Source organism: Corynebacterium aurimucosum ATCC 700975 (assembly GCF_000022905.1).
Taxonomy (GTDB): domain Bacteria; phylum Actinomycetota; class Actinomycetes; order Mycobacteriales; family Mycobacteriaceae; genus Corynebacterium; species Corynebacterium aurimucosum_F.
In genome coordinates this window covers 1,647,050-1,673,726 of record NC_012590.1, presented here as the reverse complement: position 1 = coordinate 1,673,726, position 26,677 = coordinate 1,647,050, and the positions used below count along the sequence as shown (strand labels likewise).

28 protein-coding genes and 1 pseudogene are annotated in these 26,677 nt (G+C 59.7%); 17 read left to right on the top strand and 12 right to left on the bottom strand.

Going from position 1 to position 26,677, the window contains the following annotated elements; genetic code table 11:
- The first annotated feature begins 158 nt into the window (after positions 1–158).
- A complete protein-coding gene (locus tag CAURI_RS07905; protein ID WP_010190301.1) occupies positions 159–1,277 on the top strand; it encodes a TerC/Alx family metal homeostasis membrane protein in 1,119 nt (372 codons plus the stop codon).
- A gap of 17 nt (positions 1,278–1,294) precedes the next feature.
- Here the strand turns inward: CAURI_RS07905 and CAURI_RS07900 are convergent, their stop codons facing one another.
- Positions 1,295–1,585, bottom strand: a complete 291-nt coding sequence (locus CAURI_RS07900; RefSeq protein WP_010190299.1) for a YciI family protein — start codon at positions 1,583–1,585, stop codon at positions 1,295–1,297.
- A 47-nt stretch (positions 1,586–1,632) separates the two neighbouring features.
- On the opposite strand from CAURI_RS07900, the gene pgsA reads away from it, so the two are divergent.
- The 4 genes from pgsA (at position 1,633) to CAURI_RS07880 (ending at position 4,040) form a co-directional block, all read left to right on the top strand.
- Positions 1,633–2,223 carry a CDP-diacylglycerol--glycerol-3-phosphate 3-phosphatidyltransferase gene (pgsA, locus tag CAURI_RS07895; protein WP_029158986.1) on the top strand — a complete coding sequence of 197 codons (591 nt, stop codon included), beginning with the start codon at positions 1,633–1,635 and terminating at the stop codon, positions 2,221–2,223.
- Entirely contained in the window at positions 2,220–2,705 is a 486-nt protein-coding gene (locus CAURI_RS07890) for a CinA family protein (RefSeq protein WP_010190297.1), read from the top strand. Before pgsA ends, CAURI_RS07890 begins: the two co-directional genes overlap by 4 nt.
- A 45-nt stretch (positions 2,706–2,750) precedes the next feature.
- Positions 2,751–3,098 (top strand): helix-turn-helix domain-containing protein, encoded by a 348-nt coding sequence (locus CAURI_RS07885; RefSeq protein ID WP_010190296.1) that lies wholly within the window; start codon positions 2,751–2,753, stop codon positions 3,096–3,098.
- Positions 3,099–3,203: 105 nt separating this feature from the next.
- The gene (locus tag CAURI_RS07880; protein WP_010190295.1) at positions 3,204–4,040 is read left to right on the top strand and encodes a PspA/IM30 family protein; all 837 of its coding nucleotides are present in this window, start codon (positions 3,204–3,206) and stop codon (positions 4,038–4,040) included.
- A 3-nt stretch (positions 4,041–4,043) separates the two neighbouring features.
- Here CAURI_RS07880 and CAURI_RS07875 read toward each other — a convergent pair whose 3' ends face one another.
- From CAURI_RS07875 to CAURI_RS07865, 3 genes are read right to left on the bottom strand one after another with little or no spacing between them, the layout of a single operon-like run.
- Positions 4,044–4,658 carry an energy-coupling factor transporter transmembrane component T family protein gene (locus tag CAURI_RS07875; RefSeq protein ID WP_010190294.1) on the bottom strand — a complete coding sequence of 205 codons (615 nt, stop codon included), beginning with the start codon at positions 4,656–4,658 and terminating at the stop codon, positions 4,044–4,046.
- 3 nt (positions 4,659–4,661) lie between these two features.
- Positions 4,662–5,354, bottom strand: coding sequence for an energy-coupling factor ABC transporter ATP-binding protein (locus CAURI_RS07870; RefSeq protein ID WP_010190293.1), 693 nt, complete (start codon positions 5,352–5,354; stop codon positions 4,662–4,664).
- A gap of 5 nt (positions 5,355–5,359) precedes the next feature.
- On the bottom strand, positions 5,360–5,935 hold the full coding sequence (locus CAURI_RS07865) for a biotin transporter BioY (RefSeq protein WP_010190292.1): 576 nt from the start codon (positions 5,933–5,935) through the stop codon (positions 5,360–5,362).
- A gap of 111 nt (positions 5,936–6,046) precedes the next feature.
- Between CAURI_RS07865 and CAURI_RS07860 the strand changes: the two genes are divergently transcribed.
- The 4 genes from CAURI_RS07860 (at position 6,047) to recX (ending at position 10,462) form a co-directional block, all read left to right on the top strand.
- Positions 6,047–6,568 (top strand): hypothetical protein, encoded by a 522-nt coding sequence (locus CAURI_RS07860; RefSeq protein ID WP_012715100.1) that lies wholly within the window; start codon positions 6,047–6,049, stop codon positions 6,566–6,568.
- A 250-nt stretch (positions 6,569–6,818) separates the two neighbouring features.
- Entirely contained in the window at positions 6,819–8,342 is a 1,524-nt protein-coding gene (locus tag CAURI_RS13625; RefSeq protein WP_012715099.1) for an IS1634 family transposase, read from the top strand.
- Positions 8,343–8,725: 383 nt separating this feature from the next.
- Positions 8,726–9,859, top strand: coding sequence for a recombinase RecA (recA, locus tag CAURI_RS07850; protein ID WP_010190289.1), 1,134 nt, complete (start codon positions 8,726–8,728; stop codon positions 9,857–9,859).
- A 9-nt stretch (positions 9,860–9,868) separates the two neighbouring features.
- Entirely contained in the window at positions 9,869–10,462 is a 594-nt protein-coding gene (gene recX, locus CAURI_RS07845) for a recombination regulator RecX (RefSeq protein ID WP_010190288.1), read from the top strand.
- 20 nt (positions 10,463–10,482) lie between these two features.
- Here recX and CAURI_RS07840 read toward each other — a convergent pair whose 3' ends face one another.
- From CAURI_RS07840 to gluA, 4 genes are all read right to left on the bottom strand, one after another.
- Complete coding sequence (locus CAURI_RS07840) at positions 10,483–11,421, bottom strand: amino acid ABC transporter permease (protein WP_010190287.1); 939 nt, start codon at positions 11,419–11,421, stop codon at positions 10,483–10,485.
- Positions 11,421–12,107: an amino acid ABC transporter permease gene (locus tag CAURI_RS07835; RefSeq protein ID WP_010190285.1), complete on the bottom strand. Its 687-nt coding sequence runs from the start codon at positions 12,105–12,107 to the stop codon at positions 11,421–11,423. The genes CAURI_RS07840 and CAURI_RS07835 overlap by 1 nt, the downstream gene beginning before the upstream one ends.
- 76 nt (positions 12,108–12,183) lie before the next feature.
- Positions 12,184–13,068 (bottom strand): glutamate ABC transporter substrate-binding protein, encoded by an 885-nt coding sequence (locus CAURI_RS07830; protein ID WP_010190283.1) that lies wholly within the window; start codon positions 13,066–13,068, stop codon positions 12,184–12,186.
- 62 nt (positions 13,069–13,130) lie between these two features.
- The gene (gene gluA / locus CAURI_RS07825) at positions 13,131–13,859 is read right to left on the bottom strand and encodes a glutamate ABC transporter ATP-binding protein GluA (RefSeq protein WP_010190281.1); all 729 of its coding nucleotides are present in this window, start codon (positions 13,857–13,859) and stop codon (positions 13,131–13,133) included.
- Between the two features lie 138 nt (positions 13,860–13,997).
- Between gluA and miaB the strand changes: the two genes are divergently transcribed.
- From miaB to CAURI_RS07810, 3 genes and pseudogenes are all read left to right on the top strand, one after another.
- Positions 13,998–15,560, top strand: coding sequence for a tRNA (N6-isopentenyl adenosine(37)-C2)-methylthiotransferase MiaB (gene miaB, locus CAURI_RS07820; RefSeq protein ID WP_012715097.1), 1,563 nt, complete (start codon positions 13,998–14,000; stop codon positions 15,558–15,560).
- A 21-nt stretch (positions 15,561–15,581) separates the two neighbouring features.
- Positions 15,582–16,214, top strand: coding sequence for an Rv2732c family membrane protein (locus CAURI_RS07815; protein WP_010190279.1), 633 nt, complete (start codon positions 15,582–15,584; stop codon positions 16,212–16,214).
- 28 nt (positions 16,215–16,242) lie between these two features.
- Positions 16,243–17,332, top strand: a pseudogene (locus tag CAURI_RS07810) (alkene reductase).
- Here CAURI_RS07810 and CAURI_RS07805 read toward each other — a convergent pair.
- Together CAURI_RS07805 and CAURI_RS07800 are read right to left on the bottom strand one after the other, a co-directional pair.
- Positions 17,314–18,390 carry a GNAT family N-acetyltransferase gene (locus tag CAURI_RS07805; protein ID WP_010190276.1) on the bottom strand — a complete coding sequence of 359 codons (1,077 nt, stop codon included), beginning with the start codon at positions 18,388–18,390 and terminating at the stop codon, positions 17,314–17,316. The pseudogene CAURI_RS07810 and the gene CAURI_RS07805 sit on opposite strands and share 19 nt — an antisense overlap.
- A gap of 15 nt (positions 18,391–18,405) precedes the next feature.
- Positions 18,406–19,722: a DUF349 domain-containing protein gene (locus CAURI_RS07800; protein WP_010190274.1), complete on the bottom strand. Its 1,317-nt coding sequence runs from the start codon at positions 19,720–19,722 to the stop codon at positions 18,406–18,408.
- A gap of 131 nt (positions 19,723–19,853) precedes the next feature.
- Between CAURI_RS07800 and CAURI_RS07795 the strand changes: the two genes are divergently transcribed.
- From CAURI_RS07795 to dapF, 3 genes are read left to right on the top strand one after another with little or no spacing between them, the layout of a single operon-like run.
- Entirely contained in the window at positions 19,854–20,486 is a 633-nt protein-coding gene (locus tag CAURI_RS07795) for a hypothetical protein (protein WP_010190273.1), read from the top strand.
- Positions 20,486–21,412 carry a tRNA (adenosine(37)-N6)-dimethylallyltransferase MiaA gene (gene miaA / locus CAURI_RS07790; protein ID WP_012715096.1) on the top strand — a complete coding sequence of 309 codons (927 nt, stop codon included), beginning with the start codon at positions 20,486–20,488 and terminating at the stop codon, positions 21,410–21,412. The genes CAURI_RS07795 and miaA overlap by 1 nt, the downstream gene beginning before the upstream one ends.
- An 11-nt stretch (positions 21,413–21,423) precedes the next feature.
- Positions 21,424–22,260 (top strand): diaminopimelate epimerase, encoded by an 837-nt coding sequence (gene dapF, locus CAURI_RS07785; RefSeq protein ID WP_010190270.1) that lies wholly within the window; start codon positions 21,424–21,426, stop codon positions 22,258–22,260.
- A 17-nt stretch (positions 22,261–22,277) separates the two neighbouring features.
- Here dapF and CAURI_RS07780 read toward each other — a convergent pair whose 3' ends face one another.
- Both CAURI_RS07780 and CAURI_RS07775 read right to left on the bottom strand, forming a co-directional pair.
- A complete protein-coding gene (locus tag CAURI_RS07780; protein ID WP_010190269.1) occupies positions 22,278–22,811 on the bottom strand; it encodes a hypothetical protein in 534 nt (177 codons plus the stop codon).
- Between the two features lie 20 nt (positions 22,812–22,831).
- Positions 22,832–23,614 (bottom strand): hypothetical protein, encoded by a 783-nt coding sequence (locus tag CAURI_RS07775; RefSeq protein ID WP_012715095.1) that lies wholly within the window; start codon positions 23,612–23,614, stop codon positions 22,832–22,834.
- Between the two features lie 119 nt (positions 23,615–23,733).
- Here CAURI_RS07775 and hflX point away from each other — a divergent pair, with 119 nt between their 5' ends.
- Positions 23,734–25,212 (top strand): GTPase HflX, encoded by a 1,479-nt coding sequence (gene hflX / locus CAURI_RS07770; protein ID WP_010190267.1) that lies wholly within the window; start codon positions 23,734–23,736, stop codon positions 25,210–25,212.
- Positions 25,213–25,246: 34 nt separating this feature from the next.
- Positions 25,247–26,527, top strand: coding sequence for a uracil-xanthine permease family protein (locus tag CAURI_RS07765; protein ID WP_012715094.1), 1,281 nt, complete (start codon positions 25,247–25,249; stop codon positions 26,525–26,527).
- Positions 26,528–26,677: the final 150 nt, after the last annotated feature.

The window sequence follows — 26,677 nt, the reverse complement described above, 5'->3', positions numbered from 1 at the left end:
GTCTTGGAGGGGAGTACCCCAATCCACGGCGTCGATCGTCAACACGGCAACTGCGGTACAGTTCCCGGTCGCGTCGGCTAGCGAGGCTGTGACATCGGCTTGCTAGCGGGGGAGACCTCCGGTCTTTATTGTCGTGTCGACCGGAGGGATAACTCATTATGCATGTGCCACTATGGGTCTGGGCCATCACCATGGCGGTGATCGTGGGCTTCTTTATTTTCGATTTCTATAGCCACGTCCGCTCACCCCACGAGCCCAGCATCAAGGAATCTGGTGGGTGGACACTGTTCTACATGGCCGTCGCCGTTGTCTTTGGCGGAGTTGTGTGGGTGCTGTGGGATAGCGAACACGCGGCACAGTTTTACACCGGTTGGGTGACGGAACAGGCTTTGAGCGTGGATAACCTATTCGTGTTCTCGCTCATCATGGGCTCCTTCAAGATTCCCCGCAGGTATCAGCAGAAGGTATTGCTCATCGGTATCGTCCTAGCGCTGGTTTTCCGCCTCGTCTTCATCCTGATGGGCGCGGCCATTATCGCGGCATGGTCGGATGTTTTCTACCTGTTCGCCATTTTCCTTATTTACACCGCAGTCAAGCTGCTCATCGATGAGATCAACGGGACGCCCGAGACCGATCCCAACGACATGTTGGTGGTTAAGTGGCTGCGCAAGGTGGTTCACGTAACCCCGCGCTACCACGGCGACAAGCTCACTCACCGCGAGGAATCCGGTGAGAAGAAGGGCAAGTTTGCCCTGACCCCGCTTTTTGTTGCGTTGGCGGCCATCGGGCTTATCGACGTCATGTTTGCCTTCGACTCCATCCCAGCTATCTACGGCATTACCTCGGAGCCTTTCCTGGTCTTTACCACCAACGCCTTCGCTCTCATGGGGCTGCGCCAAATGTTCTTCCTCATTGATGGTCTGTTGGACCGCCTGGTCTACCTGCCTTATGGCCTGGGTACTATCTTGCTGTTCATTGGTGTCAAGCTGCTCTTCCACGCCCTGCACGAGAACAACTTGCCCTTCATCAACGGAGGTGAGAATGTCAGCGCAGTACCGGAGATTACGACCCTTGTGTCGCTACTGGTCATCGTCGGCGTCCTCCTGGTTACGGTGTTGCTGTCAGTGTGGAAGGACAAACGCGACCAAGCCCAGGGTGGCGTGGTGGTTTCTCACAACCACTATGATTGGGACGATTTTGGCAACAAGATCGTACGCAACAAGGAGGGCGAGCTCGTCGGCAAGGCGGACGAACTTCCCAAGTCCGAGCTGCCTTAAACTCGGGCCGCGGGGATTTAGAAGGAATTAATAACGGGATTCCACTCGCGGAAAGCGCGCCCAGTAACAGCGCCTTCGGTGTAGAAGGGATCCTGGTCCATGAGGGCGATGACATCGGCCACCTTTACGGACTCATCCTCAAATTGCAGGACGATGAGCGCCCCGCCCTTGGAATCGGTGTAGGGGCCAGAGCCACAGATCTGGCCCTTGTCGTGGAGTGCGCCGATGAATTCGCGGTGCTTCGGGCGAACCTCAGCAATAACCGGGTTAGATGGATTGTATTCATAGGAAACTGCGAAATACTTCATACCGACCATGGTAGTGCTCGCCCGAGGGGCAGGCAGGCCACGGTAGGATGAAGAGCGTGAATGATTCTCAGGCTGCGCACAAGCAATCTCAAACTAAGGATGTTAACCCCGAGGTCTCCAATTGGAACCTGCCCAACATCCTGACCAGTTTGCGCATCCTTTTTATCCCCTTGTTTGCCTGGCTGGTGCTCGCCGGCCATGAGTGGTGGGCTTTCCTCTGCTTCGCGCTCTTGATGCTCACGGATAAGTTGGATGGCGATATTGCACGCGCGCGGGGACTCATCACTAACTTTGGCAAGATTGCGGACCCGATCGCGGATAAAGCCCTGATGACCGCGGCCCTCGTGTGCCTCAATATCACCGGGGCTTTGCCGGTGTGGATCACCGTGCTGATTCTGTTTCGCGAATTCGGCATTACGATTTGGCGCTTCTTCTTGCTGCGTCAAGGGAAGGTGGTGCCGGCTTCCCAAGGCGGAAAGCTCAAGACGGCTCTGCAGACTGTGGCGGTGGCGTTGTATCTTTGTCCGCTGCCAGGGTGGATGGACCTTCCGAGCCTCCTCGTTATGTTGGCCGCCGCCTTCGTTACCGTCCTGACCGGCATCCAGTACCTCATTGATGGCCATAGGGAGAACCAATGAGCATCGAGGCGCAACTAGTATCCACGCTCAGCGAACGCGGTGAAACTGTGGCGTTCTGTGAGTCCCTTACTGCTGGTCTAGCCGCTGCGACTGTGGCGTGCATCCCGGGAGCCTCGGCGGTGCTGCGGGGTGGGCTGGTGACGTATGCGACAGAGGTCAAGGCTCATTTTCTCAACACCACCGTGGAAGAACTTGAGGAGCAAGGCGTGGTGTCTGCTGCGACTGCTGCGCAGATGGCTGAGGCGGCGGTCGTTGAAACGCGTGCAGATTGGGGGGTAGGGCTGACTGGTGTAGCCGGGCCGGACCTCCAGGAAGGCAAACCCGCGGGCACGGTGTACGTGGGGTTATGCGGGAGGGGTGGCGGGGGCGTCGCCAAGCGCGGCGTTCTCTATGAGCTTCCGGCTGAAGGGCGTAACGCGATCCGCGCTGCTGCGGTTCAGGAGGCATTGAGCCTTCTCCTATCAACTCTTGAAGAAAAATAGTTGATTGTGGGAACAAGTGTGGGCGCTGAGCCGTTGTATGGGGTGATGAACACTTCAGTTGCACTACTCGATAAACCCACCCAGTCCCCGGCGCAGTCGACGCGGACTCCTGAGCCGCTTCTGCGCGAGGCCCTCGGATTGACGCTGCGCGCCTTCCGCGCGGATAAAGGCGTGACGCTTCGCGAACTCGCAAGTGTGGCGCGTGTTTCCCCGGGATATCTTTCGGAGCTGGAGCGTGGCCGCAAGGAGGTTTCTTCCGAGCTGCTGGCCTCTGTCTGCCATGCACTCGATGTCAGCGTCTCCGATGTCCTCATCGAGGCGGCCGGCTACATGGCGTTGCCGTCGATGGATGAGGAACTTGCTTCCACCGCGCCTGCTGCATCCGAGTTATAGAACTGCGGCGTAGCTCTACTTGCTTCGCTAATATTAGGCAGGCAGAGAATACTCTGATTACTCATTCATCCACACAACGAACTGCTGAGAAAGGCACCTTCTGTTATGGCGAATCCATTCGTAAAGGCCTGGAAGTACTTGATGGCTCTCTTTGACTCGAAGATCGAAGAGAACGCTGATCCGAAGGTACAGATTGAGCAGGCAATCGAGGACGCGCAGCGCCAGCACCAGGAGCTATCGCAGCAGGCTGCAGCCGTGATTGGTAATCAGCGTCAGCTGGAGATGCAGCTCAACCGCCGTCTTAGCGAGATTGAAAAGCTGCAGCAGAATACCCGCAACGCTCTCAGCTTGGCGGACAAGGCCCGTGCTGAGGGAGACGTGCAGAAGGCTACCGAGTATGAGAATGCAGCGGAAGCCTTTGCTGCCCAGCTGGTAACCGCGGAGGAGTCCGTCGAAGACACCAAGAAGCTGCACGATCAGGCACTGCAGCAGGCGGAGCAAGCTAAGAAGGCCGTCGAGCGCAATGGCATGGCCCTGCGTGAGAAGGTTAACGAGCGCTCGAAGCTGCTCTCCCAGCTCGAGCAGGCCAAGATGCAGGAGAAGGTTTCCGAGTCCCTTAACTCGATGAACGAGCTCACCGCGAATGGCAATACACCGTCCCTAGACGCTGTGCGCGATAAGATTGAGCGCCGCTACTCCAAGGCCTTGGGTCAGGCGGAGCTCGCGGAGAACTCGGTGTCGAACCGAATGCATGAGATTGAGCAGGCTGGCGTGCAGCTGGCTGGCCACTCCCGTCTGGAGCAGATTCGCGCCGAGATGAACAATCCGAAGGCTGTGGAGGGCAATTCCCAGCAGGCAATTGGTTCGGCAGAAGCCAAGGCGCAGCCGAACGTGCAGGATGATGCCGTCCAGGCTCGCCTGCGTGAGCTGCGCGGTGAATAAAGTTTAGTCACCCACGCCGCGCGCTTGAAGCGCCTCACCCATGGCGCGTGCGCGGCGGATAGAGCGAATGATAACCGGGGTGCCAAAGGCAGTTAGTGATGCCGTGGCGCCCCGGGCTTTTCGTGCGTCTAGCACCTCGACCACGGTTCCCAGCATGAGGGGAAGCAGTCGAATAGTCAGGGACATCGCCAGCGTGATGTTCTCAACGGGGACCCCGAGGCGCCCCAGAGGAGCCAAGGCACGATCCAGGGAGTCCATCATCTCCGAGACCTTTGTGGTGAGCGTTAGCAGCACTGCCCCGCTGATCGCTGCGTAGATGGTGAGGAACATGATGGCAGCCGCCGTCAAGTCTTTCTGCCACCACTGGAACGCGGCGAGCGCGATGAGGAGATAGAGCGGCGGTGCGAGTTGGCCGAGCGCAACGCGGAAGGGAACCCGGGCAATGGGGAAGAGGGCAAGGGGGAGTGCCAGGCTCACCGCTGCCCACGGGATCGTGTGCACCGCCAGCGACGTCAGGAGAATGAAGGCGATGAGTACTACGAACTTCACCGCGGCGGGGATGCGGTGGATGATGGTGTCGGCGTCGACGTAGAAGCCGAGTGGGATGTTCTTGGGCATGAGTTAGAGCGGGCGGGATTCCATGAGGTTCGTGTAGAAGGGGATGACCTCCTTGGGTGCTCCATCGGCAACCACGCTGTGGTTGTCTATGCACAGAACGCGATCGAAGTCGGAGAGGAAGTCTAAGTCGTGAGTGACGACGATGAGCTGTTGTTCCAAACCGGCGAACTCGCGGCGAATTCGGTCGCGGTTGCGCAGGTCTAGCAGGGTCGTTGGCTCGTCAGCGATGATGACGGTCGGTTCGATGACCAGCACTGAGGCCAGCGCAAGGAGCTGTTTCTGCCCACCAGAGAGCGTGTGCGGGGACTGCTCGGCCAAGGGGCCTAGGCCGAAGCGTTCGAGGGCGGCGTCGACGCGCGCGGTGCGTTCCTCCCGAGGCAGCTTGAGGCGACGCAGGGAGAATTCCACGTCATCGCGTACCTGTGGCATGACGATCTGGTTCTCGGCATCAGAAAAGACAAAACCCACGCGGCGCCGGATTTCTTTGCCGTGCTTGGCGACGTCCAGGTTGTCCACCACCACCTGACCGCTGGTGGGTTCACCGAGTCCGTTGATGAGCCGAACGAGAGTGGACTTGCCGCCGCCGTTGGCGCCGATGATGCCGATGCGTTGTTCGCTCAAGATGAGGGAAACGTCGTTAAGCACCGGCGTCTCGTCGAAGGTGACGGACACGTTGCGGAATTCGATCTGCGGCACGGGAGTTACTTTGCCTTAGCGGTGCGCCGGCCCATCAGGTCTGGGAACGCTGCATGGACACCGACCGCGATGACAACCATCACGGCGACCTTGATGAGATCGGGGATGATGAATGGCCCTTGGGCAAGGACAGCAGCCCCGAAGGACATATCAGAGCGGAAAACCAGGCCCAGGCTTCCGCAGAAATATTGCACAGCCAAGCCAACAAGACCAGCAATGGCGAGGACGGCGGTCATGCCTCCCTTGTCGCGCGGCGCGCGGTAGGCGATGAGCCCGGCGATGGCCGGAGCAACCACATATCCAACGATGTAGCCCACCGTAGGGCCGGCGATGGCACTTAACGCGCTGCGCCCGCCAGCCAGGATGGGAAGACCAACGAGGCCAAGGGCTATGAAAAGCAGTCCTACGAAGAGGCCGCGCCGGCCACCGAGAACCAGGCCGGCCAGGATGATAACGGCGTTTTGGAGAACGATGGGCACGCCCACGGTGGGGGTGGGGATAGAGACGAAAGCAAAGACTATGATGAGCGCGGTGAAGACCGCGACGTACGCGATGTCGGTCGCGACGGAATTCTTTTTCATGGGCCAAAGTTTATCCAGTGGGGTAATAATGCAGCAAATGAGCCCTTTTGAACACTGTTCAAGCACGGTCTTTGGATCCCAAGGTCACCCCGAACGGGGTACCCTCGGGGCATGGTAGATAGGCAGGGGCAAGCTCGGTTTGGAAATTCGGTTCACCTCGGTGTGCGCGGGGGTGTCATGGCGCTTCTCTCCGGCTTGGTGATAGCCGGTCTGACTGGATGTTCGTTGATTAATTCCGCGAATATCATTGAAAATATCGATAGGGCAGCTGGGGTGAAGGAGGGTGAGCCTGGCAGCGTGGATATGCCGATCGGTGACATCTTCGATTCCGAGTATCAACGAGTGATTATTATCTGCCCGGGCGCTACCGAAAAGGACGTTATCGCTGCCAGTGATGGAACATGGCAGGGTGGTAGCGATGAAGACGATGAGTGGGTGCCGCCTGCCGCCGGGCGGGTTGAGCTCTATCGTGACGTGCAAAGGCCCGGGTATTCCACATTTATGAGTAGCAGTGCTGACCTTGATGAGCTAGACATGTGTGGTCAACTAGGGGAGGAGGTGGCCGTCCTTCCAGCTTCTGAGAAGGTGACTTTCTCGCGGCAGGAGCAGGGTGGCCCGTGGGTGCTCCAGTAACGGACCTGGCGCCCGGGACACGCGTCATGGCAGAATGGCCAATCGAACACTTGTGTGTGTATTGTGGGGACGTGGTCCGGTGAGCGCGTTAGGGTGCTGTCGTGGCTTGTGGTGAGGGTGAAACCTGACTTGGCTCACGGTTAGGTGATGAAGGTCACCCTTGACATTGTGGCCTGGAGGTTTGGTGTTGTGGCGGTTATTTTTTCGGCACTAAGCGGGTATCGGCGGGGGTAGCCGGTAGTCTGATTTTGTGAGTCCATACATTCGCACTGTCAAGACCGCTTCCGGGGCGACGGCGGTTCAGGTGGTGTGGTCTGAGCATCGAGGGTCGAAAAAGCTTCAACAGGTCGGATCAGGACACTCACCTGATCAAGTTGAGCAGCTTAAAGCCCAGGCCCGGCGTCTTATTGATGCAGATCAACTCACCCTTGATCTTGGAGTAGAGCCTTCAGCAAGCAGGGGAACCGCTGATGACCCGGTGCCGGTGACAGCACAGCGAGCTGGTTACTTGTTGGACTGTATTGATGCGTGTTTCAACGAGTTAGGTCTTGCTGTAGCAACTGGTGATGATCAGGTGTTTCGGGATCTGGTGCGCGCTCGGTTGATTAATCCTGGTTCGAAGTTTGATTCGATTGAAACCCTGGCTGAAGTTGGGGTGACAAGCGCAAGCTACGCCACGATTAAACGCCGACTACCTGGCTTTGCTACAGATGCCTTCGGCGAAGGATTAACCCAAGTGCTGGCGCATCATGCAGGTATCGGTCCAGGCACATTCATCTTGTACGACGTGACCACCTTGTACTTCGAAACCGATACTCCTGATGAGCTTCGCAAACCCGGATTTTCCAAAGAGCGCCGCCTCGAGCCACAAATCCTTGTCGGGCTGCTTACTGATGCCACTGGTTTTCCACTACATGTTGGAGCGTTTGCCGGAAACTCGGCAGAAACCCACACGATGCTACCGATGATCACACGGTTCCAAGAGGCCTACCAACTCGATGAAGTCACCGTCGTTGCTGATGCAGGCATGTTCTCCGCAGCGAACAAACAAGCATTGATAGATGCAGGGCTGCACTACATCTTGTCGGTGAAAACCCCCACCGTGCCTGAGGTGATCGAAACCTGGCGGCGGGAAAACCCCGGTGACGACTACACCCACGGCCAGATCTGGACACAAGCCTCGGCAAGCGATGGGCGCAAACACACAACCCCGAATACGGTGACGCATTACCAGTACTCTCACGACCGGGCTAGGCGCAGCCTGCGCGGAATCAAAGAGCAAGTCGCAAAAGCCAAACGCGCTGTTGACGGCGATATCGCAATCAAGCGCAACCGCTATATCGATCTTTCCGCCCCAAACAAGAAGGTCAACTACGCTCTTGCTGCCAAACACCGAGCCCTAGCCGGGATCAAAGGCTATGAAACCGACCTGACCGCTCTCCCCGCTAGTGAGGTTATCGGGCATTACCGCAGGCTATTCAACATTGAAAAGTCGTTTCGGATGTCGAAATCAGACCTGAAAGCACGCCCAATCTACGCCAGGAAACAAGACTCGATCACAGCCCACCTCAACATCGTCATCGCAGCACTAGCCGTGGCCCACCTGATGGAGACCCGCAGTGGCCAATCCATCAAACGCCTCGTGAGAACACTCAAGAAATACCGCAGCTTTCAACTCGTCGTTGGCGGCGAAACCATCCACGCCGCAGTACCACTACCCCCGGAAATCCAAACCCTCGTCAACACCATCACCACCCCAACCCTTCGGCACTAATTTGAGCCAAGTCAGGCTTGATGAGCTAGACATGTGTGGTCAACTAGGGGAGGAGGTGGCCGTCCTTCCAGCTTCTGAGAAGGTGACTTTCTCGCGGCAGGAGCAGGGTGGCCCGTGGGTGCTCCAGTAACGGACCTGGCGCCCGGGACACGCGTCATGGCAGAATGGCCAATCGAACACTTGTGTGTGTATTGTGGGGACGTGGTCCGGTGAGCGCGTTAGGGTGCTGTCGTGGCTTGTGGTGAGGGTGAAAGGCTAATTGAGCCAAACCCTGGGAACCAAAGTCACGAGGTGGCAGTCTAACTAGGTGCCACCTTTAATTAAGACTCAAGCATTAACACGCAAGAACACAGAAAAGCTGACGCACGATAGTGAGGAAATGAATGGCTACGAAGAAGAAGTCCTCGGCGGCTAACAAGGGCGATGATCGCCAAAAGGCCCTCGATGCCGCAATGGCGATGATTGAGAAGGATTTTGGCAAGGGCGCTGTCATGCGTCTGGGCGATGATGACCGCCCGCCAATCCAAGCCATTTCCTCCGGCAACACGGCTATCGATATCGCATTAGGTGTCGGCGGTTTCCCGCGTGGGCGCATCGTGGAGATTTATGGCCCGGAATCCTCGGGTAAGACCACCGTTGCGCTGCACGCCATTGCATCGGCGCAGAAGACTGGTGGCATCGCCGCATTTATCGATGCTGAGCACGCTCTCGATCCGGAGTATGCACGTCTGCTCGGCGTGGATACGGATAACTTGCTGGTCTCCCAGCCAGATACCGGTGAGCAGGCTTTGGAAATTGCCGATATGCTGGTGCGTTCCGGCGCCATCGACATTATTGTTATTGACTCGGTCGCGGCGCTGACACCGAAGGCTGAGATTGAGGGCGAGATGGGAGATAGCCACGTTGGCCTCCAGGCACGCCTCATGTCCCAAGCGCTGCGCAAGATGACCGGTGCTTTGTACAACTCCGGCACTACCGCCATCTTCATCAACCAGCTGCGTGAAAAGATCGGTGTAATGTTTGGCTCGCCGGAAACCACGACGGGTGGTAAGGCGCTGAAGTTCTACGCCTCAGTGCGTTGCGATATTCGCCGGATCCAGACTCTGAAGGATGGCCAGGATGCCATCGGTAACCGCACCAAGCTCAAGGTTGTGAAGAACAAGGTTTCCCCGCCGTTCAAGATCGCTGAGTTCGACATCATGTACGGTGAGGGCATTTCGCGCGAGTCTTCCATCATTGACTTGGGTGTCGAACACGGCTTCATCAAGAAGTCCGGTTCCTGGTTTACCTATGAGGGCGACCAGCTGGGCCAGGGCAAGGAAAAAGCCCGTAACTTCCTCAAGGACAATCCAGATCTCGCGGATGAGATTGAAAAGAAGATCTTCGTCAAACTTGGCGTTGGTGCCGCCGCTGCCGAAGCGGGCGAGGATGTAGCCATGGACGTGCCGGGCGCGGACGATCCGCTGACGGATGAGGCTGTGGATCTCGTACCGAACGTCGATTTCGACGACGACTAATCGGAATCAATGCCACAACCTTCACCAGAAAAGCTCGAAAAGCTGCGTCACGCTCTCGAAGCCTACGAGTCGGGTGACGCCGGCGGGCAGCTCATTGACGCGGAAGCGGAAGCGGCGAAGGCGCCCGTGCGCTCCCGTGCACTAGGTCTACTGGATCAGCGGGCGCGTTCCCGCAAGGAGCTGCGTGACCGGCTTGTCGCGGCGGACTTTGAGCCAGACGTCGTTGACACAGTGGTCGATGATTTAGCAGGGGCAGGGCTTGTTGATGATGAAGCCTTTGCCAAGGAGTGGGTGCGCCAGCGGCACGCCCGGCGAGGTAAGTCGGCCCGGGCCCTCAACCTGGAGCTGAAGGAAAAGGGCGTCGAGGCTGCCGACCGTGCCATAGCTTTGGAGCAGATCACCGAGGAATCTGAAGAGGCTGTCGCCCGCCAGGTAGCTGAAAAGAAGGCGCGAACCCTCAAGAGGGCTCCCGCTGACCGGCATGAGCGGGACAAGTTCTTGCGCCGCATCGTTGGAACGCTCGCGCGGCGCGGCTATAGCCAGGAGCTCGTTATGCGTATCTCCATTGAGGTCTTGGACGCACGTATAGCCGAACTTTCCTAGCTTTTCCTATCTGGTGTTTTCTACTCGGCTGGATTTCTGATCTCCGTGTAGTTTTCAGAATGCCAGTCAACGTTAACCTGGTCCTTGGTATCCAGCCCTTGGCCCGGTTGCTCCGGAACCTTAGCGATGATGTTCCTCCGAGCGCGGCCAGCACGCAGCTGGGCTTCGATGCGCTCGGCCAGGAGGCCTAAGCCCCAGTTGATGAGAATCATGATGATCGCAACCACGATGAGCGATGCCAAGTAGTTCTTGTTGTAGGACGCCGACTGGATTCCGGAGCGTACAACCTCCACATAGCCAATCTGGTAGCCCAACGCAGAGTCCTTGAGGGCGATAACCATCTGGGCAATAAGCGCCGGCAGCATGGCAGCAACGGCCTGCGGGAGCAGGATAGTGCGCATCGTTTGCCCATGCGATAGGCCCAGCGCCCGGGCGGCTTCGGTCTGTCCCTTGGGCAGTGACTTGATGCCGGAGCGCAAAATTTCCGCGACGACTGAGCCGTTATAAAGAGTCAACGCAAAGACCACGGCGCTAAACGCCAGCTGTTTGGAAGGAACCACGTCATAGATGGCGAAGAGCTGGTAGGCAAAGATCATCAGCAACAGCACGGGGATGGCGCGGAAGAATTCTACGACGACGCCACATAAGCCCCGCACGAAGACGTTTTCGCTCAATCGGCCGAGCCCAAAGATGATGCCGAAGACGATCGCCAGGACAATGGAAGCGGCGGCAGAGAGAATGGTGCCGCGCAGGCCGGGGAGCAAATAGGTGGTCCACGTCTGATTGTTGAGGAACGGCGTCCACAATGCTGAATCGAGCTGTCCGCGTTCGCCCAAGGTGGACAGCACCCAGTACAGGACAGCCACCGAGAGCACTGCGGTGATGATGGTGTAGATGAGGTTGCGACGCTTGCCCTTGGGGCCGGGGGCGTCGTAAAGCACGGTTGCGCGTACAGCCATTATTTCTTCACCGCCAAAGTTTCCGAGAGCTTGCCCAAGCCCACACCCATGGGCAAGGTCAGGATGATGAAGCCAGCCGCGAAGATGAAGAAGATGAGGAAGAGCTGGCTTGCGTGCATCTCAATGGTGGACTTCATAAGTAGGGAGGCCTCAGCCACACCGATTGCGGAAGCAATCGTGGTGTTCTTCGTCAACGCGATAAGCGTATTGCCCAGCGGGACAATTGCCGCGCGTACTGCCTGAGGGAAGATAATCGTGCTAAAGGTCTGCGAGAAGCTCAGTCCCAGCGAACGAGCCGCCTCGGCCTGGCCGAAGTCAACCGTGTTGATGCCTGAGCGCAAGGATTCTGCAACGAAAGCAGAGGTATAGAGAACGAATCCGACGATGGCCAGACGGAAGTTATTGTCCACCAGGAATGTCGAGGAATCTTTGCTGGCCAGTGTGAGGCCAAGGTTCTGGTAAAGACCGAAAGAACAAAACAGGATGATGAGCGTCAGGGGAGTATTGCGCACGGTCGTGATGTACGTTGTGGCAATCCACCGCAGGATGCCCACAGGGGAGACACGCATGGCGGTGAGGATGGTACCGAGTAACATCGCGCCGATAGCAGACCAGAACGTCAACTGGATGGTGAGCCAGAAGGCAGGCCAGAGCTCCGGGCCAAGTGCGGCCCACATGGATTCCATAGAATTCTCCTACTAGCGGGCCTGCGCCGGGGCGATAAATCCTCGGCGCAGGCTAGGCGGGGAAATAGTGGGGTGTTTAGGAGTCGAGGAAGGAGAGGTCACCAATCGTGGCCTCGTCGATGCCCTCGCCCTTGTCCAGGTTCTTGGACACCAGCTTGTCGAATTCACCGGAGGAGTGGAGTTCCTCTAGGGCCTTGTTGATAGCGTCGGTGGCTTCCTGATCATCCTTCTTCAAACCCACGCCGTAGTATTCATCGGTGAAAGGCTTTCCGTCCTTCTCTAGCTCGACCACCTGGAACTTGCCGGGGTTCTGTGCTGCATAGCCATTAAGGATGGTCGCGTCAGTGGTCATTGCGTCCACGTTGCCCTGGCTCAGGGCCTCCACGCAGGAGGAATAGGTGTCATATTCCTGCAGCTGAACACTCGGCAGAGCTTCCTTTACTTTTTGTGCCGGAGTGGAGCCGGTAACGGAACACAGGATCTTTCCGTCGAGTCCTTCGAGTCCGGTGATGTCCTTGTTGTCATTCTGCGTGAGCAGTGCCTGGTGAGTGATGAGATAGGGGCCGGCGAAGTTGACCTTCTCGGCGCGGGAAGCATTGATGGAATAGGTTGCGGCGATGAGGTCTACCTCGCCATTTTCGATCAAGGTTTCACGTTGCGCGGATGGGGTTTCGCGCCACTCAATCTCCGGCTCCTCCCAGCCTTTGTCCTTGGCAATGTGGTTGACCACGTAGGTGGCAACGTCAACGTCGAGGCCGGTCATGGAACCATCGCCTTCGCGCAGGCCCAGACCTGGTTGATCGAACTTCGTGCCTAGGGTGACGGAGCCGGATTCGATGCTAGCGAGCAGGCCGTCACCTCCGCTGGCTGAGTCGGAGGAATCGCCACAAGCAACGAGCAGGGCGCTGGAGGCAGCGACGGCGGCGATGGTGGCGGTGATGCGGTGGAAAGTGCGGGACATGAGATTCTCCTTGAGTGAGGTGAGTGGAAGTTGAGTGGAAGAAAAGGCGGGTAGATGGCTGATTAATGCTGCAGGATTTTGCCCAAGAAATCCTTTGCTCGTTCTGATTGCGGGTTGGTGAAGAAGGACTCTGGGTCGGTGTCTTCGACGATGGAACCGTCAGCCATGAAGAGGATGCGGTCGGCCGCACGGCGGGCAAAGCCCATCTCGTGGGTGACCACGACCATGGTCATACCTTCCTTAGCGAGGTCCGTCATGACGTCGAGGACCTCGTTCACCATCTCGGGGTCTAGGGCCGAGGTAGGTTCGTCGAAAAGCATGACCTTGGGGCGCATTGCCAGAGCGCGTGCAATGGCCACGCGCTGTTGCTGGCCGCCTGAGAGCTGCGCTGGATACTTGTCTGCCTGATTGGCAATTCCGACGCGGTCGAGCAACTGCATTGCGCGCTCTTCGGCCTCGGACTTTTTCATCTTGCGTACCTTGATGGGGCCCAAGGTGACGTTATCTTTGATGGTTTTGTGCGGAAACAGGTTGAACTGCTGGAACACCATGCCAACATCTGCCCGCAACTTGGCTAGTTCGCGTCCTTCTTCAGGAAGGGACGTGCCGTCGATAGCGATGGAACCCTGGTCGATAGTTTCGAGACGGTTGATGGTCCGGCAAAGTGTCGACTTGCCTGAGCCAGATGGGCCGAGAACAACGACAACATCGCCGCGGCCGATCTCCAGGTTGATGTCGCGCAGTGCGTGGTAGTCGCCGAAGTACTTATTGACTCCGTCCATCTTGATCATGGGCCCGGAAAGGTCGTTCACATCACACCTCCCTAACGAAAGTGATATACATCATGAATAGAAGGATAGGCGGCGGGTTGGGGGAGTCGAGGTTGTTTGTGTAACAAATCCATAACACTTAGATGCGGCTGAGGCATTATGAGTAGTCGGACTGGCCAGTTAGAATGTCCCCCCGTGAACTCCCCCGTAATTAATCCCCAGCCCCGCACCTATGAGGTGCGGACTTTCGGCTGCCAAATGAACGTTCATGACTCAGAGCGCATCTCCGGCCTGCTTGAGGAAGCTGGCTATTCGGCGGCGCCGAATGGCACTGAGCCTGACCTCATCGTTTTCAATACATGCGCCGTGCGCGAGAACGCCGATAAGCGCCTGTATGGCACTTTGGGTGCGTTAAAGAAGACGAAGGAAAACCACCCGGGTATGCAAATCGCGGTGGGCGGCTGCTTGGCACAGAAGGATAAGGACACAGTCCTTGACCATGCGCCGTGGGTAGACGCGGTTTTCGGAACCCACAACATGGCTGCCCTGCCGGCACTGCTGGAGCGTGCCCGCCACAACGATGAGGCCCAGGTTGAGATCGTCGACGCCCTGGAGGCTTTCCCGTCCGTGCTGCCGGCAAAGCGCGAGTCCGCTTATGCCGGGTGGGTATCGGTATCCGTGGGCTGCAATAACACCTGTACCTTCTGCATCGTTCCTTCGTTGCGCGGCAAGGAAGAAGACCGCCGCCCAGGCGATATCCTTGCAGAGGTTCAAGCGCTGGTGGACCAGGGCGTGTCCGAGGTGACCTTGTTGGGGCAAAACGTCAATGCCTATGGTGTCAACTTCGCTGACCCGGATCTGCCGCGAGACCGCTTCGCTTTCTCCAAGCTGCTGCGGGAAGTAGGCAAGATTGAAGGGCTTGAGCGCCTCCGCTTTACCTCCCCACACCCTGCCGAGTTCACGTCCGATGTCATCGATGCCATGGCGGAGACCCCAGCGGTGTGCCCGCAGCTGCACATGCCGCTGCAGTCTGGTTCGGACAAGGTGCTCAAGGACATGCGCCGTTCCTATCGCACGAAGAAGTTCCTGGGCATCCTCGATGAAGTGCGAGAGAAGATGCCGCATGCTGCCATCACGACGGATATCATCGTGGGCTTCCCCGGCGAGACAGAGGAAGACTTCGAAGCCACCCTAGAAGTGGTGCGCCGCGCTCGCTTCGCGTCCGCCTTCACCTTCCAGTACTCGCCGCGCCCAGGCACCCCGGCTGCGGAAATGGAGAATCAGATACCGAAGGAAGTCGTGCAGGAGCGCTTCGAGCGCCTGGTAGCGCTGCAAGACTCCATCCAGGCTGAGGAGAATGCGAAGCTGGTTGGTACCGATGTGGAGCTTCTGGTTCAAGCGGAAGGCGGCCGTAAGTCCGCCGAGACTCACCGCCTCACCGGCCGCGCCCGCGATGGTCGTCTCGTTCACTTTGCTCCCGTTGATCCTGCAGGTAAGGACATTTCCGCAGAGATTCGTCCCGGCGATGTCGTGCACACCACCGTGACGGAAGCGGGCTCTTTCTTCCTCGTTGCTGATTCCGGCGTCAGCGAGCACCGCCGCACGAAGGCCGGCGATATGTCGGCGGCGGGGCAGACGCCCACGACGGCTCCGATTGGGGTGGGGCTGGGGCTGCCGGGCGTCGGCAAGCCCAGCGCGCCGGCTGATTCCTGCGGCTGTTAGAAGGGAGTAGGCTCCGTTCCTATGAGTGATGACTTGAAGCAGGTGCGCGATGCGGTCGCGGCAGAGAAGCGTGCAGCGAGGACCATTGAACTGGGAAAGCACAAATACGCGCTCATCGTAGCTGTCGTGGCGTGGGTAGCGTACTTGGTGCTTCCTTATGCCGGTGAGGCTCGCGGATGGGAAGCGCTCTTCGTCGGAGGAACCGCCGAGGGGGTGCGCATCTCGCTTATGGAGACCGTCAGCGCGTGGCTAGCACTGGGAGGCGTGGGTATTCTGACCACGGCCACGCTCCTCACGCGGCGGACATCTGTGGCTCTCGCTGCATGGATGATGGTGACCATCTCCTTTTTCGTCAACCTGTGGGGCTTCTGGTATCGCGGCGGTGCGGCAGAAGGAGCGTCCATTGGCATGTACGTGGGAGCCTTCTCCACGTTGGTGGCGTTCTTGGTGTACTGCCAAGTAGCGTTGCGCCGCAGCCCCGAGCAGCTCGCCGCTGCCGAGCGGGTGCGAGAGGTTTCTGGGCAGCTTGACCATGTGGGAGTTCTGCAAACAGAAGCCACGACTGAGTTGCCGGCGGAGCAAAATCCGCTGCTTATCGACGATCGCCGCGCACGCGCCGCCTCACGCTACCGTCGTCAGCAGGACGAGGAATAAGCGCTACGAGATTCGTGTTGTGGAGTGCATGACTACACTCTTCGACTCACTTGAATTGGGACGACTAACCCTGCCCAAACCGCGTGACCATGGCAGCTTTGACCCGCTCACGCGCAGGCCGTGACGGTGTCCCCACCCATCTGCATGAGACGTACTATGCACAGCGCGCTTCCATGGGGCTTATCGTGACAGAGGGCGTATTCCCCGCGGTGACAAGCCGCGCATTTCCTGGCCAGTCCGGTATCGAAACTCCAGAGCAGATTGCCGGGTGGCGTCGTGTGACGGAGTCCGTCCATGAGGCCGGTGGACGCATTTTCATGCAGGTAATGAATGGCGGGCGCCTGTCTCATGCCAGCCTCCTCGAAGGGGCGGAGCCGGTAGCACCCTCCGCAGTGGCCTCCGGGACCGCTGTCAGAGATTTTGAGTCCCGTAAAGAATGCCCAGTTCCCCGAGCCCTCGACGTGGAAGAGCTGCCTCGCATCATCGGAGAGTTCCGTCAGGCCGCCCGCAACGCCATCGACGCAGGGATGGATGGCGTAGAGATCCATGGCGCCAATGGCTACCTTCTGCATCAATTCCTTTCCCCGAGCTCCAATCACCGTGAGGATGCTTATGGTGGAAGCCCACAAAATCGCTACCGCCTCGTGGAAGAAATCCTCCGTGCTGTGGCCGAGGAGATCGGTGCAGACCGTCTCGCATTGCGGCTGTCGCCACAACACAATATTCAGGGCATCGAGGAAACCGACGCCGCGGATGTGCTCGCCACGTATGGAGGGCTGCTCCGCGCAATTGAAGACCTCGGTCTGGCCTATGTGTCCTTCCTCCACGCAGAGCCCACCGGTGAGCTCATTACTGAGCTGAGCACCCTTGCACGCGCTAACGGTCGCACCCGCGTCATCCTGAATTCGGGATTTGGCCAGGTGACCCAGTGTGCCGAAGCCCGGGAGCTGGTTCAGCATGGTGATGCGGTGGCCGTGGGCCGGTTGGCCATCTCGAACCCGGACCTCGTTCGCCGCTGGCAGGAGCAGCTTCCTATCACCGCGCCGGATGAAGGCACGTTTTATACAGGTGGGCAGCGTGGCTACACCGATTACCCGTTCTACACGGTGAGCTCGTAGGCGCTGCTGGCGGAGATGACGTGCGCGCCGAGGCGCGCATAGAGCGCGTTCATTGCTGGATCAGCTTGGGCCACAGAACAGTACGCCCGGCGAACAGTGGGCCAGTGGTGGGCCACTGCGTACTGAGCATGCTGCTTGGCGCGTGTGGCGAGTCCACGCCGGCGATAATCGCGGTCGGTGACCGTGAGCGTCCACTCGCATACTTCGGGGTCTGCATCGCCGTGGCGCGACAGCTCCGTGAGCGCGACGACTCGACCGCGCTCGAGAATACCGATGAGCAACGTGTGAGCCTTCCGGGAACGTAGCCGGGCGTGAGCTGCCTTGAGACGCTGCCGCGTCCACACGATGGGCTCAACACTCAAGTCACCGTACACGGCGTCGGCGGAGGCAACGGTGAGCAGACGCAGGACATCATCCAGTAGTTCTTCCGGAATGTCATAGTCTGGCCACACCTGCGCACCGAGCACCGGGGCAGTGGGCTGGATATCGACGTACATCTGACGTTCGGCGTGCTTGTGGTGAAACCCCAATTCGAGATAAGCCTGCGACATCGGATCGTAGGTATGGTCCGCGTCCGGCGGATACAGCATGCCAACCTGGGCATTCTTGCGGCCTAGTTGACGGGTAAGCCGGAGTGCCTCGCGGGCGAGGGCTCGGGTAACGCCGAGAGCCTCTGGCTCTAGTTCCTCTCCAGGCAAGGGCAAGAGATCCGCGGCGAGGACACATTCGATATCGGCGTTGTCCGTTTCTTCCAAGAGAGAAAGTGAGATGTGGATGAAACCGTCGAAGTCGATTTCCGGGCTGGGCTCGGCTGCTGAAATGACCGGCAGCCCCAGTTCTCCCGCGGTGCCCATAGCAGCGGTAGTGAGCCCGAAAAGGTAAGTCACGGACTCTGCGGAGCCTTGCAAACGTTGGAGCACGCGGCGTGGAGAGCCACTGGCTGCGGGATCACCGCTGGCTTCCTGTGCGGCGAGGTTAGCGTCGAAGACAAAGCTGCGGAGGCAATCCGCCGGCTCAGCGTGTGCCGAGCCCGGCGGAGCGACTATCTGAACGAACACTCAGACTGTGAGCCGCTACTTTTCGTTGACAGCAGCCGCGGCGGCATCCGCGAACTCCTGCCATTGCTGCGCCTGGGCGCGCAATTCTTCTGCCTTCTTGCTATTGCCCTTGGCTTCTGCGGCCTCCGCCTGTGCGGTGAATTCATCCACCTTGGCCTGGAACTGGGCCACGCGGGCTTGGGCCTCTGGGTCCGTCCGGCGCCATTGCGAATCCTCGGCGTCGCTCACGCGCTTTTCCAAAGCCGAGATCTTAGACTCGTATTCGCGCACCTGGTTGCGCGGGACGAAACCAATCTCTTCCCACTTTTCCTGCAGCTCCCGCAGCTTGGCTTTTGCAGTGTCGATGGACTTGGACGGATCAATCTGGGAGTCATATTCCGCAATGAGCGCGTCCTTGGCGGCGGCGTTTTCTGCGAATTGCTTATCCCGTTCATCGTTCACCGCGTTGCGGGCGTTGAAGAAGTGGTCCTGCGCGGCACGGAAGCGGGCCCAGAGTTTATCGTCGATCTCACGGGGAGCGCGGCCAGCGGCCTTCCACTCCGTCATGAGGTCACGGTAAGCACGCGCCGTTTCACCCCAGTTGGTGGATTCCTTAATAGCCTCTGCGCGCTCCACTAGCTCTTCCTTCTTGGCGCGGGCTGCAGCGCGGTTGCGATCGAGCTCGGCGAAATGCGAGCCCCGACGACGGTTGAAGGAATCGCGGGCGCGGGAGTAGCGCTTCCACAGTGCATCATCCGTCTGACGGTCGATGCCACGAATCTGCTTCCATTCCTCGAGGATGGCGCGGATGCGGTCGCCGGCGGCCTTCCACTCCGTCGAGTTGGCGGCGATGTCCTCGGCCTCGGCCGCCAGCTTTTCCTTCTTGGCGATTGCCTCTTCGCGGCGGCGAGCCTTGTCAGCCTGCGCCTGCTCTCCGGCTTCCACGGAATGCTCAATGACGGTGCTCAGGCGCTTGTCCAAGGCGGCAATATCACCAATCACCGCCTGCGTGGGCAGGGAGTCCCGCAGCTCTGCAGCGGTTGTTTTGATCGACGCTGCATCGTCCGGATGTGCCTTCAGGCGGGATTCCAGCAGCTCGATTTCGGTAGACAGATCGTCGTAGCGGGCACCAAAGTGCGCCAAGCCTTCTTCCGGGGTGCCTGCCTGCCATTCGCCAATCTTGCGTTCACCTTCGGGTGACTTTACAAAGACCGAACCATCAGCATCCACGCGGCCCCATTTGGCGGGATCATTCTTTGCGGGCTGCACGGGGCGTGCGGCGGGGGCGGAAGCCGACGGGCCGGGACGAGCGCCCTTGCGGGGCATGGCTCCAGGAGAAGGAATAGCGGACATGGTAGGAAACCACCTTCGGTACTATCGCGCCGCGCGACACGGCTGCCAAAACTTATGTGACACAACACTACCGTTTCCGCCGTGCAGCCGCGTGTTAACCCCGAAAAACTAACCTTATAGGATGGGAGTTGATGCAGAATCTCATGGTTATGCCAGCCTCCCCGGCTCTGGCGGAAGAACTTTCTCCCGGCGATGACGCCTCGCGCGCGCTGCTTGCTGCTGCCTGCGAGCTCGCTCGTGATGCCGCACGCATAAGCGGTTCAGGCCCTCTCAAGGTGGATATCGTGGGATCACGTGATACCCGGTGGCGCACCGAGCACACGGGAAGCTTGCGAGCATGGGGAGCGCCGCAGGTCGACGTCGGCGGCGGCAACTTCCTGCCGGAAATTATGGCCCGCTATGTGCTGTGCCACGCGCTTGTCCAAGCTTCCGAGGAACCAGGCTTCGTGGTGGAGGATTCCCGCGCTGAACTCGGTGAGGTCCGCCCCGGCCACCTGACCGTTGTCTGTGTTGATGGCTCAGCAGGGCTGACCGAGCGCGCGCCGCTAGCCCACGTCGACGGCGCACGGGATGCCCACCTGTGGTGCGAAAGCGTCTTAGCCGGCGGGGAAGTGCACTGCGACGAGGAGCGTCTGCGTTCCGCAGGTGTGCTTGAGACAAGCCTTTGGGCACAGTTGGCAGGCGTGCACCCACGGCACGCGGAACTTCGGGCAGCGGATTCAACCCTCGGGGTAGGGCGCTACGTGGCGGGGTGGCAGTGCTGATGACTAATACGCACCCTCACGCCCCAACCCCCATCGCAGTGGTGGGCCCGACGGCTTCCGGAAAATCGGCGCTCGGCGTAGCTCTTGCGCACGAGCTTGACGGGGAGGTTGTCAACGTTGATTCGATGCAGCTTTACCGGGGCATGGACATCGGCACCGCCAAGCTAACGCTGGAGGAACGTGAAGGTATCCCACACCATCAGCTCGATGTGTGGGACGTGACGGAAACGGCGTCGGTAGCGCGCTATCAGTCCTCTGCCATCGCGGATATCGAGAGCATTCGAGCGCGTGGCAAAACCCCGATCTTGGTGGGCGGCTCCATGCTCTACGTCCAATCACTCGTGGATGATTGGCAATTCCCGCCCACTGATCCGCAGGTGCGCGCTCGTTGGGAGGCCCGGCGCCAAGAGATCGGCACCGATGCCTTGCACGCGGAGCTTGCCCACGTGGACCCTGCCGCCGCGGAGATCATCGAGGACAAAGACCCACGCCGCACAGTTCGTGCACTGGAAGTCATCGAACTTACGGGCAAGCCTTTCAAAGCCAGCCAGCCGCCGAAGGATGCCCCGCCCCGGTGGGGCACGAGAATCCTCGGGTTGCGCACGGAAGCCAGCTGGCTGAACCCGCGCATCGAGCTGCGTAGCCGCCTCATGTTCGACAAGGGGCTGGTGGAGGAAGTTGAGAGCCTCCAAACCCGCGGCTTGAAGGCTGAGTCCACCGCCGGGCGGGCTATCGGCTATGCTCAAGTTCTCCAAGCCCAGCGCGGAGAGCTGACATGGGAGGAGGCAGTGGAGCGCACCATCACCGGAACCCGGCGCTATGTGCGCCGCCAGCGCGCCTGGTTCAACCGCGATAAACGGATCCACTGGTTGGATGCTGCGGCTGATACGAGCACGCAGGCTTTGCGTGTCCTTGAAGGACGTTAGACTCTACAGCTATGAAGTTTGCTAAAGGCCACGGAACTGAGAACGACTTCGTCATTGTGGAAGGAACCGGGCCGCTACCGCCGGAAAAGGTAGTGGCACTGTGTGACCGTCGAGCGGGAATCGGCGCCGACGGTGTATTACGCATCATCCGCGCTGGAGAGCTGCTTGCCAGCGGGGAAATCGATGAGCTCGCGCCGGGTATTAACGCCGATGACTGGTTCATGGACTACCGCAACGCGGATGGCTCCGTGGCGGAAATGTGCGGCAACGGCACCCGCGTCTTCGCACATTGGGTGCGCTCCCGTGGGTTGTTGGAAGAGGACACCTTCACCGTGGGCACGCGCGCCGGCGCCAAGCAGGTTACCGTGCACTCTTTCAGCGAGACCGAGGCCGAAGTCAGCGTGGAGATGGGACCAGCACAGGTGCTCGGTGTCTCCACGGCCTCGATGGCGGGGGAGAGCTTCGCCGGGCTGGGAGTGGACATGGGAAACCCCCATTTGGCGGCCGTTATCCCGGGTCTCACTGCGGAAGATTTGGCGGCCAAGCGTCTTGAGCAGCCCGTCTTTGACGCCGATTTCTTCCCAGCAGGCGTCAATGTCGAGCTGGTGACACCTTTGTGCGATGGAGTGATTCACATGCGCGTCTTCGAGCGCGGCTCGGGGGAGACTCGCTCGTGTGGCACCGGAACGGTGGCGGCAGCGTGCGCCGCGCTTGCCGACGCCTCCCAGGTCACCGGCCACGTCCGCGTCATTGTTCCGGGCGGCGAGGTAGAGGTGGAAATCACCGAAGACGGCTCCACGCTGACGGGGCCTTCGCGCATCGTGGCTACTGGTGAAACTTCACTATAAGGTTTTCGGGACGGCGTTTAGCGTCCGTCCTCCTTTTTGTAATTGGTGCCCAAGGCTAAGGCGGCGCGGCGGGCCGCGAGCCAGGCTTCTTTGAGTTCGGCGGCGCGCTCATCGGCCACTTTAAGCAGGGATTCCAGCTCAGCGGTTTCAGCGTGCGGTGAGTTCACCCGCGCATCGAGGCGGCGTAAGAAGCGTTGCGCACCATGCATCTCATAGTGAAAGGCCTCGATGGTGGGGTTTGCGCAGTCAACGTCGACAAGCGCGGGGCGGTGCAATGTCCTGTCGGCTAAGGACTCCGCGTCATCGCTCGTAGCAAACGTGGCGTAGTCCTCGAGGACACCCGTGATGTCCTCCACCGTGAGCGCAATGGAAGCCCGCAGTGCTGCATGCTCCGAGGCATTGGGGCGGGCATCGGCGAAAAGCCACAGCGCGCCGCAGACGAACGCAGCGAGGATGACTCCCGGCAGCTTCAGCGTCAGAATCAACACCGCAGCGGTAACTACGGCGAGGAGCAGCGCGAGGCCGCGACGCTGAGGTGCGGAAAAACTCATGCTTAAGACTCTACGGGGCCCTAGTGGCCGCCGCAGCCTCCGGAGCCACAGGCGCAGCCGCCTTCGCCGCCACAACCGCCTGTGGGCAGCGCAATCGAGGCAGTCAACATCGCCGACCCCGCAAGCACGGAATCCTTCGGAGGCAGCTCGCCAAAGCTCTCCGGCAGGCACAGATCGAAGGGGAAGGCACCATCCATGACTAGGTGCATGAAGCGTTCACCCGTGAGCTGGTTGTGGCGCCACTCGGACTCCATGACCCGAGCGGAAAAAGTACAGCCCGGGGTGGGGGATTCGGAACCGGAACCGGCCGCAACGATTGCCGCGCCAGTGGATTCAAACATAGCTGGGTAGGAGCCCTTCTCAGCTTCGTAGGCATCTGTGCTGGCGAAGGCGGTGATATCGAGGCCCATCGCAGTAAGCTCGACTTGCTGCCACTGCTGGGTGTCCTCATCGGCCAAGAGCGGGCCCTGCGCCAGGTTCGCCGTCGCCTGTGAGAGGACGTTTCCGAAAGGATCGATGATGTCCAGGTAAGCCAAGACATCGTTGATCATAGAGACGTGAGCGAAGCCTTGGGTGACGCCCTCAAACCCAATGAAGGTGGCGAAAGGTTCGACGGCAAGGATATTGAGTTGCGCACCGGAAGGATCCGTGAACTGAATGAGCTGTCCGCCGCGAACCTCCCCGGTGACTGCCAGCTGGTTGGTGGAAATGGCTGCTTCGACGGCATCCTGCCAGCGCTCGTAGTTGAGGCCAATGGCCTGCATCTCTGGGTGGGTAGTCTCTTTGACGGTCATGCGGACCATTGTATCTGGCACCGGGGGGAGTCAAAACCTCGCTGGTGAGTCACTGCCGCGCCATTTCTGCGGGCCAGGGAACCAGAGATTCCCTGTTGAGCGGGGCGGCGTGCAAGAATAGGGAGCATATGACAAAAGAAACCCATGATGTTCTCCTCGCGCAGGCTTTTGGTGAGCCCGCGCCTTCCTCACAGGAGCCGACTACCGGTGATCTCGACCTAGCTGAGCGCAACGCCTTCCGCCGGGTAACCCGCGAGACCACCATTCGCGCAGAAGACACCACCGACGGCTACGAAGTGGAGTACCGCAAGCTGCGCCTTGAACAAGTAGTCCTCGTGGGGGTGTGGACTGAAGGCACCGTGGCCGAGGTTGAGGCCACTATGTCGGAGCTCGCGGCGCTCACGGAAACCGCGGGAGCCGAAGTGGTAGAAGCCCTGTATCAGAAGCGAGATAAGCCGGACCCGGGCACCTATATTGGTTCCGGCAAAGTGAACGAGCTCAAGGACATCGTGGCTGCCACTGGCGCGGATACCGTGGTGTGCGACGGTGAGCTAACCCCCGGCCAGCTCTCTGCCTTGGAGCGTGCGCTCAACACCAAAGTTATCGACCGCACCATGCTCATCTTGGATATTTTTGCGCAGCACGCCAAGTCCAAGGAAGGCAAGGCCCAGGTCTCGCTCGCGCAGTTGGAATACCTTTATACGCATACCCGTGGTTGGGGCGGCAATCTCTCGCGCCAGGCGGGCGGCCGTGCTGGTTCCAACGGCGGCGTCGGTCTGCGCGGCCCCGGTGAAACCAAGATTGAGACGGACCGTCGGCGTATCCGCACGCAGATGGCGCTGCTGCGTAAGGAGCTTAAGGCGATGAAGACGGCGCGTGAGATTAAGCGCTCGCGCCGTGCGTCATCGACGATCCCGCAGATTGCGATCGCCGGCTACACCAACGCTGGTAAGTCTTCGCTCATCAACGCGATGACGGGCGCTGGCGTGCTGGTGGAGGATGCACTGTTCGCTACCTTGGACCCCACCACCCGCCGCGCCGAGCTTGCTGATGGCCGCCAGGTCGTGTTCACCGATACCGTTGGTTTCGTCCGCCACCTTCCCACACAGTTGGTGGAGGCCTTCAAGTCCACCTTGGAGGAGGTCCTCTCAGCAGACTTGATGCTGCACGTCGTGGACGGCTCAGATCCTTTCCCGCTGAAGCAAATTGAGGCGGTTAATGCGGTCATCTATGACATCGTAAAAGAAACCGGTGAGGACGCCCCGCCGGAGATCATCGTCATCAACAAGATTGACCAGGCCGATCCGCTGGTGCTGGCGGAGCTGCGCCACGCCCTCGACCGCGATAACGTGGTTTATGTCTCCGCTAAGACGGGGGAGGGCATCGACGAGCTCACCACACGCGTGGAGCTCTTCCTCAATTCCCGGGACGAGCATGTGCAGTTGCTTATTCCGTTTACCCGCGGGGACGTGGTCGATCGCATCCATACCCAGGGCACGGTGCGCAGCGAGGAGTACACGGGGGAGGGCACGCTTGTCGACGTCCGCCTGCCCGCCTCCATCGCCGCCGAACTCAGCGAATTTCGCGTGTCTGGTGAGGATACTTAGGTTTCGGTGCTCCCGTGAGCCATAATTATGGTTCGTGAGTAATTTTGGCTGGGCCGTCCACGGGGACGGAAAAACGATTAAGCCGGGCGCGGTTGTCGCACCCGAAGAACGATTGAGCTGGGGCCGCACCATCGGCATCGGCATGCAGCACGTGGTGGCCATGTTCGGCGCGACCCTGCTGGTGCCCACCCTGACCGGGTTCCCGGTCAATACGACGCTGCTGTTTTCAGGCTTGGGAACAATCCTATTCCTCCTGATTACCCGCAACCGCTTGCCTTCCTACCTGGGCTCCTCCTTCGCGTTCATTGCGCCGCTGAGTGCCTCCCAGCAGTACGGCATTGGCGCGCAGGCAGGTTCCGTCTTAGTGACTGGCCTGGTCTTGGTGGCGATTGGTTTCGCGGTGAAGGCAGCGGGCCGCAAGGTTCTTGACGCCGTCATGCCGCCGGCCGTGACCGGCGCCATTGTGGCACTGATCGGCCTCAACTTGGCACCCAATGCTGCCAGCAATTATTCGAGCCAGCCTCTGGTTGCCACGGTGACGCTGGCGGTCATCATCCTTGCCACCGTCGCTGGTCGCGGCATGGTTTCGCGTCTGTCGATTCTTATCGGCGTCGTCGTCGGCTGGGCTTTCGCGGCTGCCACGGGCAACCTTGGCGAGGGTGCTGTGGAATCCATCCGTGAAGCAGCTTGGATTGGCTTCCCCCAGTTCCATGCGCCGGAGTTCCATGTCTCTGCCATCGCGGCAGCCCTGCCGGTGCTGGTCGTTTTGATTGCTGAGAACGTCGGCCACGTCAAAGCGGTCTCTGAGATGACCAAGCGCGATCTCGATGATCTCGCTGGCGACGCTCTCATTGCCGATGGCCTGGCCACCTCCTTAGCCGGTGGGTTCGGCGGCTCCGGTACAACGACCTATGCGGAGAATATTGGCGTCATGGCCGCGACCCGCGTCTACTCCACGGCCGCCTACTGGGTAGCTGCTATCACAGCCATCGCTCTGGCCTTCATCCCGAAGTTCGGCGCGCTTATCTTCACCATCCCTACCGGCGTGCTGGGTGGTGCTTGCATCGTCCTCTACGGCCTCATCGGCATGCTCGGCGTGCGCATCTGGATGGACAACAAGGTCAACTTCAATAACCCGGTTAACCTCACGGCGGCGGCGGTGGCGCTCATCGCGGGTATTGGCAACCTCACTCTCGACGTCTTCGGCGTGACGCTTGAGGGCATTGCCTGGGGCTCGGTTGGCATCATCGTGCTCTACCCGGTGATGAAGAAGCTCTACGGCACTATCGGCGAAGGCCGCGGCGCGAAGTACTAGAGGCGCTTCCGCCGACTAGCGAGGATAAGGGGCCGGAGCAAAAGCACCTTCTGGACGCGCATTTACGCAAAACCCCAGGTGAATGTGTGCAGAAGTCTGCATAAGGTGCTTTTACTTCGGTCCCTTCTGTTGTGAAGCGGCGCCTCTACA

Excerpts from the sequence above, each read along its gene's own strand:
- CAURI_RS07905 (WP_010190301.1), top strand. The coding sequence starts at position 159 with ATGCATGTGCCACTATGGGTCTGGGCCATCACCATGGCGGTGATCGTG.
- dapF (WP_010190270.1), top strand. The coding sequence starts at position 21,424 with ATGAAGTTTGCTAAAGGCCACGGAACTGAGAACGACTTCGTCATTGTG.
- gluA (WP_010190281.1), bottom strand. The coding sequence starts at position 13,859 with ATGATCAAGATGGACGGAGTCAATAAGTACTTCGGCGACTACCACGCA.
- CAURI_RS07800 (WP_010190274.1), bottom strand. The coding sequence starts at position 19,722 with ATGTCCGCTATTCCTTCTCCTGGAGCCATGCCCCGCAAGGGCGCTCGT.
- CAURI_RS07885 (WP_010190296.1), top strand. The coding sequence starts at position 2,751 with ATGAACACTTCAGTTGCACTACTCGATAAACCCACCCAGTCCCCGGCG.
- CAURI_RS07890 (WP_010190297.1), top strand. The coding sequence starts at position 2,220 with ATGAGCATCGAGGCGCAACTAGTATCCACGCTCAGCGAACGCGGTGAA.
- CAURI_RS07880 (WP_010190295.1), top strand. The coding sequence starts at position 3,204 with ATGGCGAATCCATTCGTAAAGGCCTGGAAGTACTTGATGGCTCTCTTT.
- recX (WP_010190288.1), top strand. The coding sequence starts at position 9,869 with ATGCCACAACCTTCACCAGAAAAGCTCGAAAAGCTGCGTCACGCTCTC.
- CAURI_RS07815 (WP_010190279.1), top strand. The coding sequence starts at position 15,582 with ATGAGTGATGACTTGAAGCAGGTGCGCGATGCGGTCGCGGCAGAGAAG.
- hflX (WP_010190267.1), top strand. The coding sequence starts at position 23,734 with ATGACAAAAGAAACCCATGATGTTCTCCTCGCGCAGGCTTTTGGTGAG.
- CAURI_RS07840 (WP_010190287.1), bottom strand. The coding sequence starts at position 11,421 with ATGGCTGTACGCGCAACCGTGCTTTACGACGCCCCCGGCCCCAAGGGC.
- CAURI_RS07875 (WP_010190294.1), bottom strand. The coding sequence starts at position 4,658 with ATGCCCAAGAACATCCCACTCGGCTTCTACGTCGACGCCGACACCATC.
- CAURI_RS07865 (WP_010190292.1), bottom strand. The coding sequence starts at position 5,935 with ATGAAAAAGAATTCCGTCGCGACCGACATCGCGTACGTCGCGGTCTTC.
- CAURI_RS07795 (WP_010190273.1), top strand. The coding sequence starts at position 19,854 with ATGCAGAATCTCATGGTTATGCCAGCCTCCCCGGCTCTGGCGGAAGAA.
- CAURI_RS07900 (WP_010190299.1), bottom strand. The coding sequence starts at position 1,585 with ATGAAGTATTTCGCAGTTTCCTATGAATACAATCCATCTAACCCGGTT.
- CAURI_RS07780 (WP_010190269.1), bottom strand. The coding sequence starts at position 22,811 with ATGAGTTTTTCCGCACCTCAGCGTCGCGGCCTCGCGCTGCTCCTCGCC.
- miaB (WP_012715097.1), top strand. The coding sequence starts at position 13,998 with ATGAGTAGTCGGACTGGCCAGTTAGAATGTCCCCCCGTGAACTCCCCC.
- recA (WP_010190289.1), top strand. The coding sequence starts at position 8,726 with ATGGCTACGAAGAAGAAGTCCTCGGCGGCTAACAAGGGCGATGATCGC.
- CAURI_RS07860 (WP_012715100.1), top strand. The coding sequence starts at position 6,047 with ATGGTAGATAGGCAGGGGCAAGCTCGGTTTGGAAATTCGGTTCACCTC.
- CAURI_RS07835 (WP_010190285.1), bottom strand. The coding sequence starts at position 12,107 with ATGGAATCCATGTGGGCCGCACTTGGCCCGGAGCTCTGGCCTGCCTTC.
- miaA (WP_012715096.1), top strand. The coding sequence starts at position 20,486 with ATGACTAATACGCACCCTCACGCCCCAACCCCCATCGCAGTGGTGGGC.
- CAURI_RS07830 (WP_010190283.1), bottom strand. The coding sequence starts at position 13,068 with ATGTCCCGCACTTTCCACCGCATCACCGCCACCATCGCCGCCGTCGCT.
- pgsA (WP_029158986.1), top strand. The coding sequence starts at position 1,633 with ATGAAGAGCGTGAATGATTCTCAGGCTGCGCACAAGCAATCTCAAACT.
- CAURI_RS07775 (WP_012715095.1), bottom strand. The coding sequence starts at position 23,614 with ATGGTCCGCATGACCGTCAAAGAGACTACCCACCCAGAGATGCAGGCC.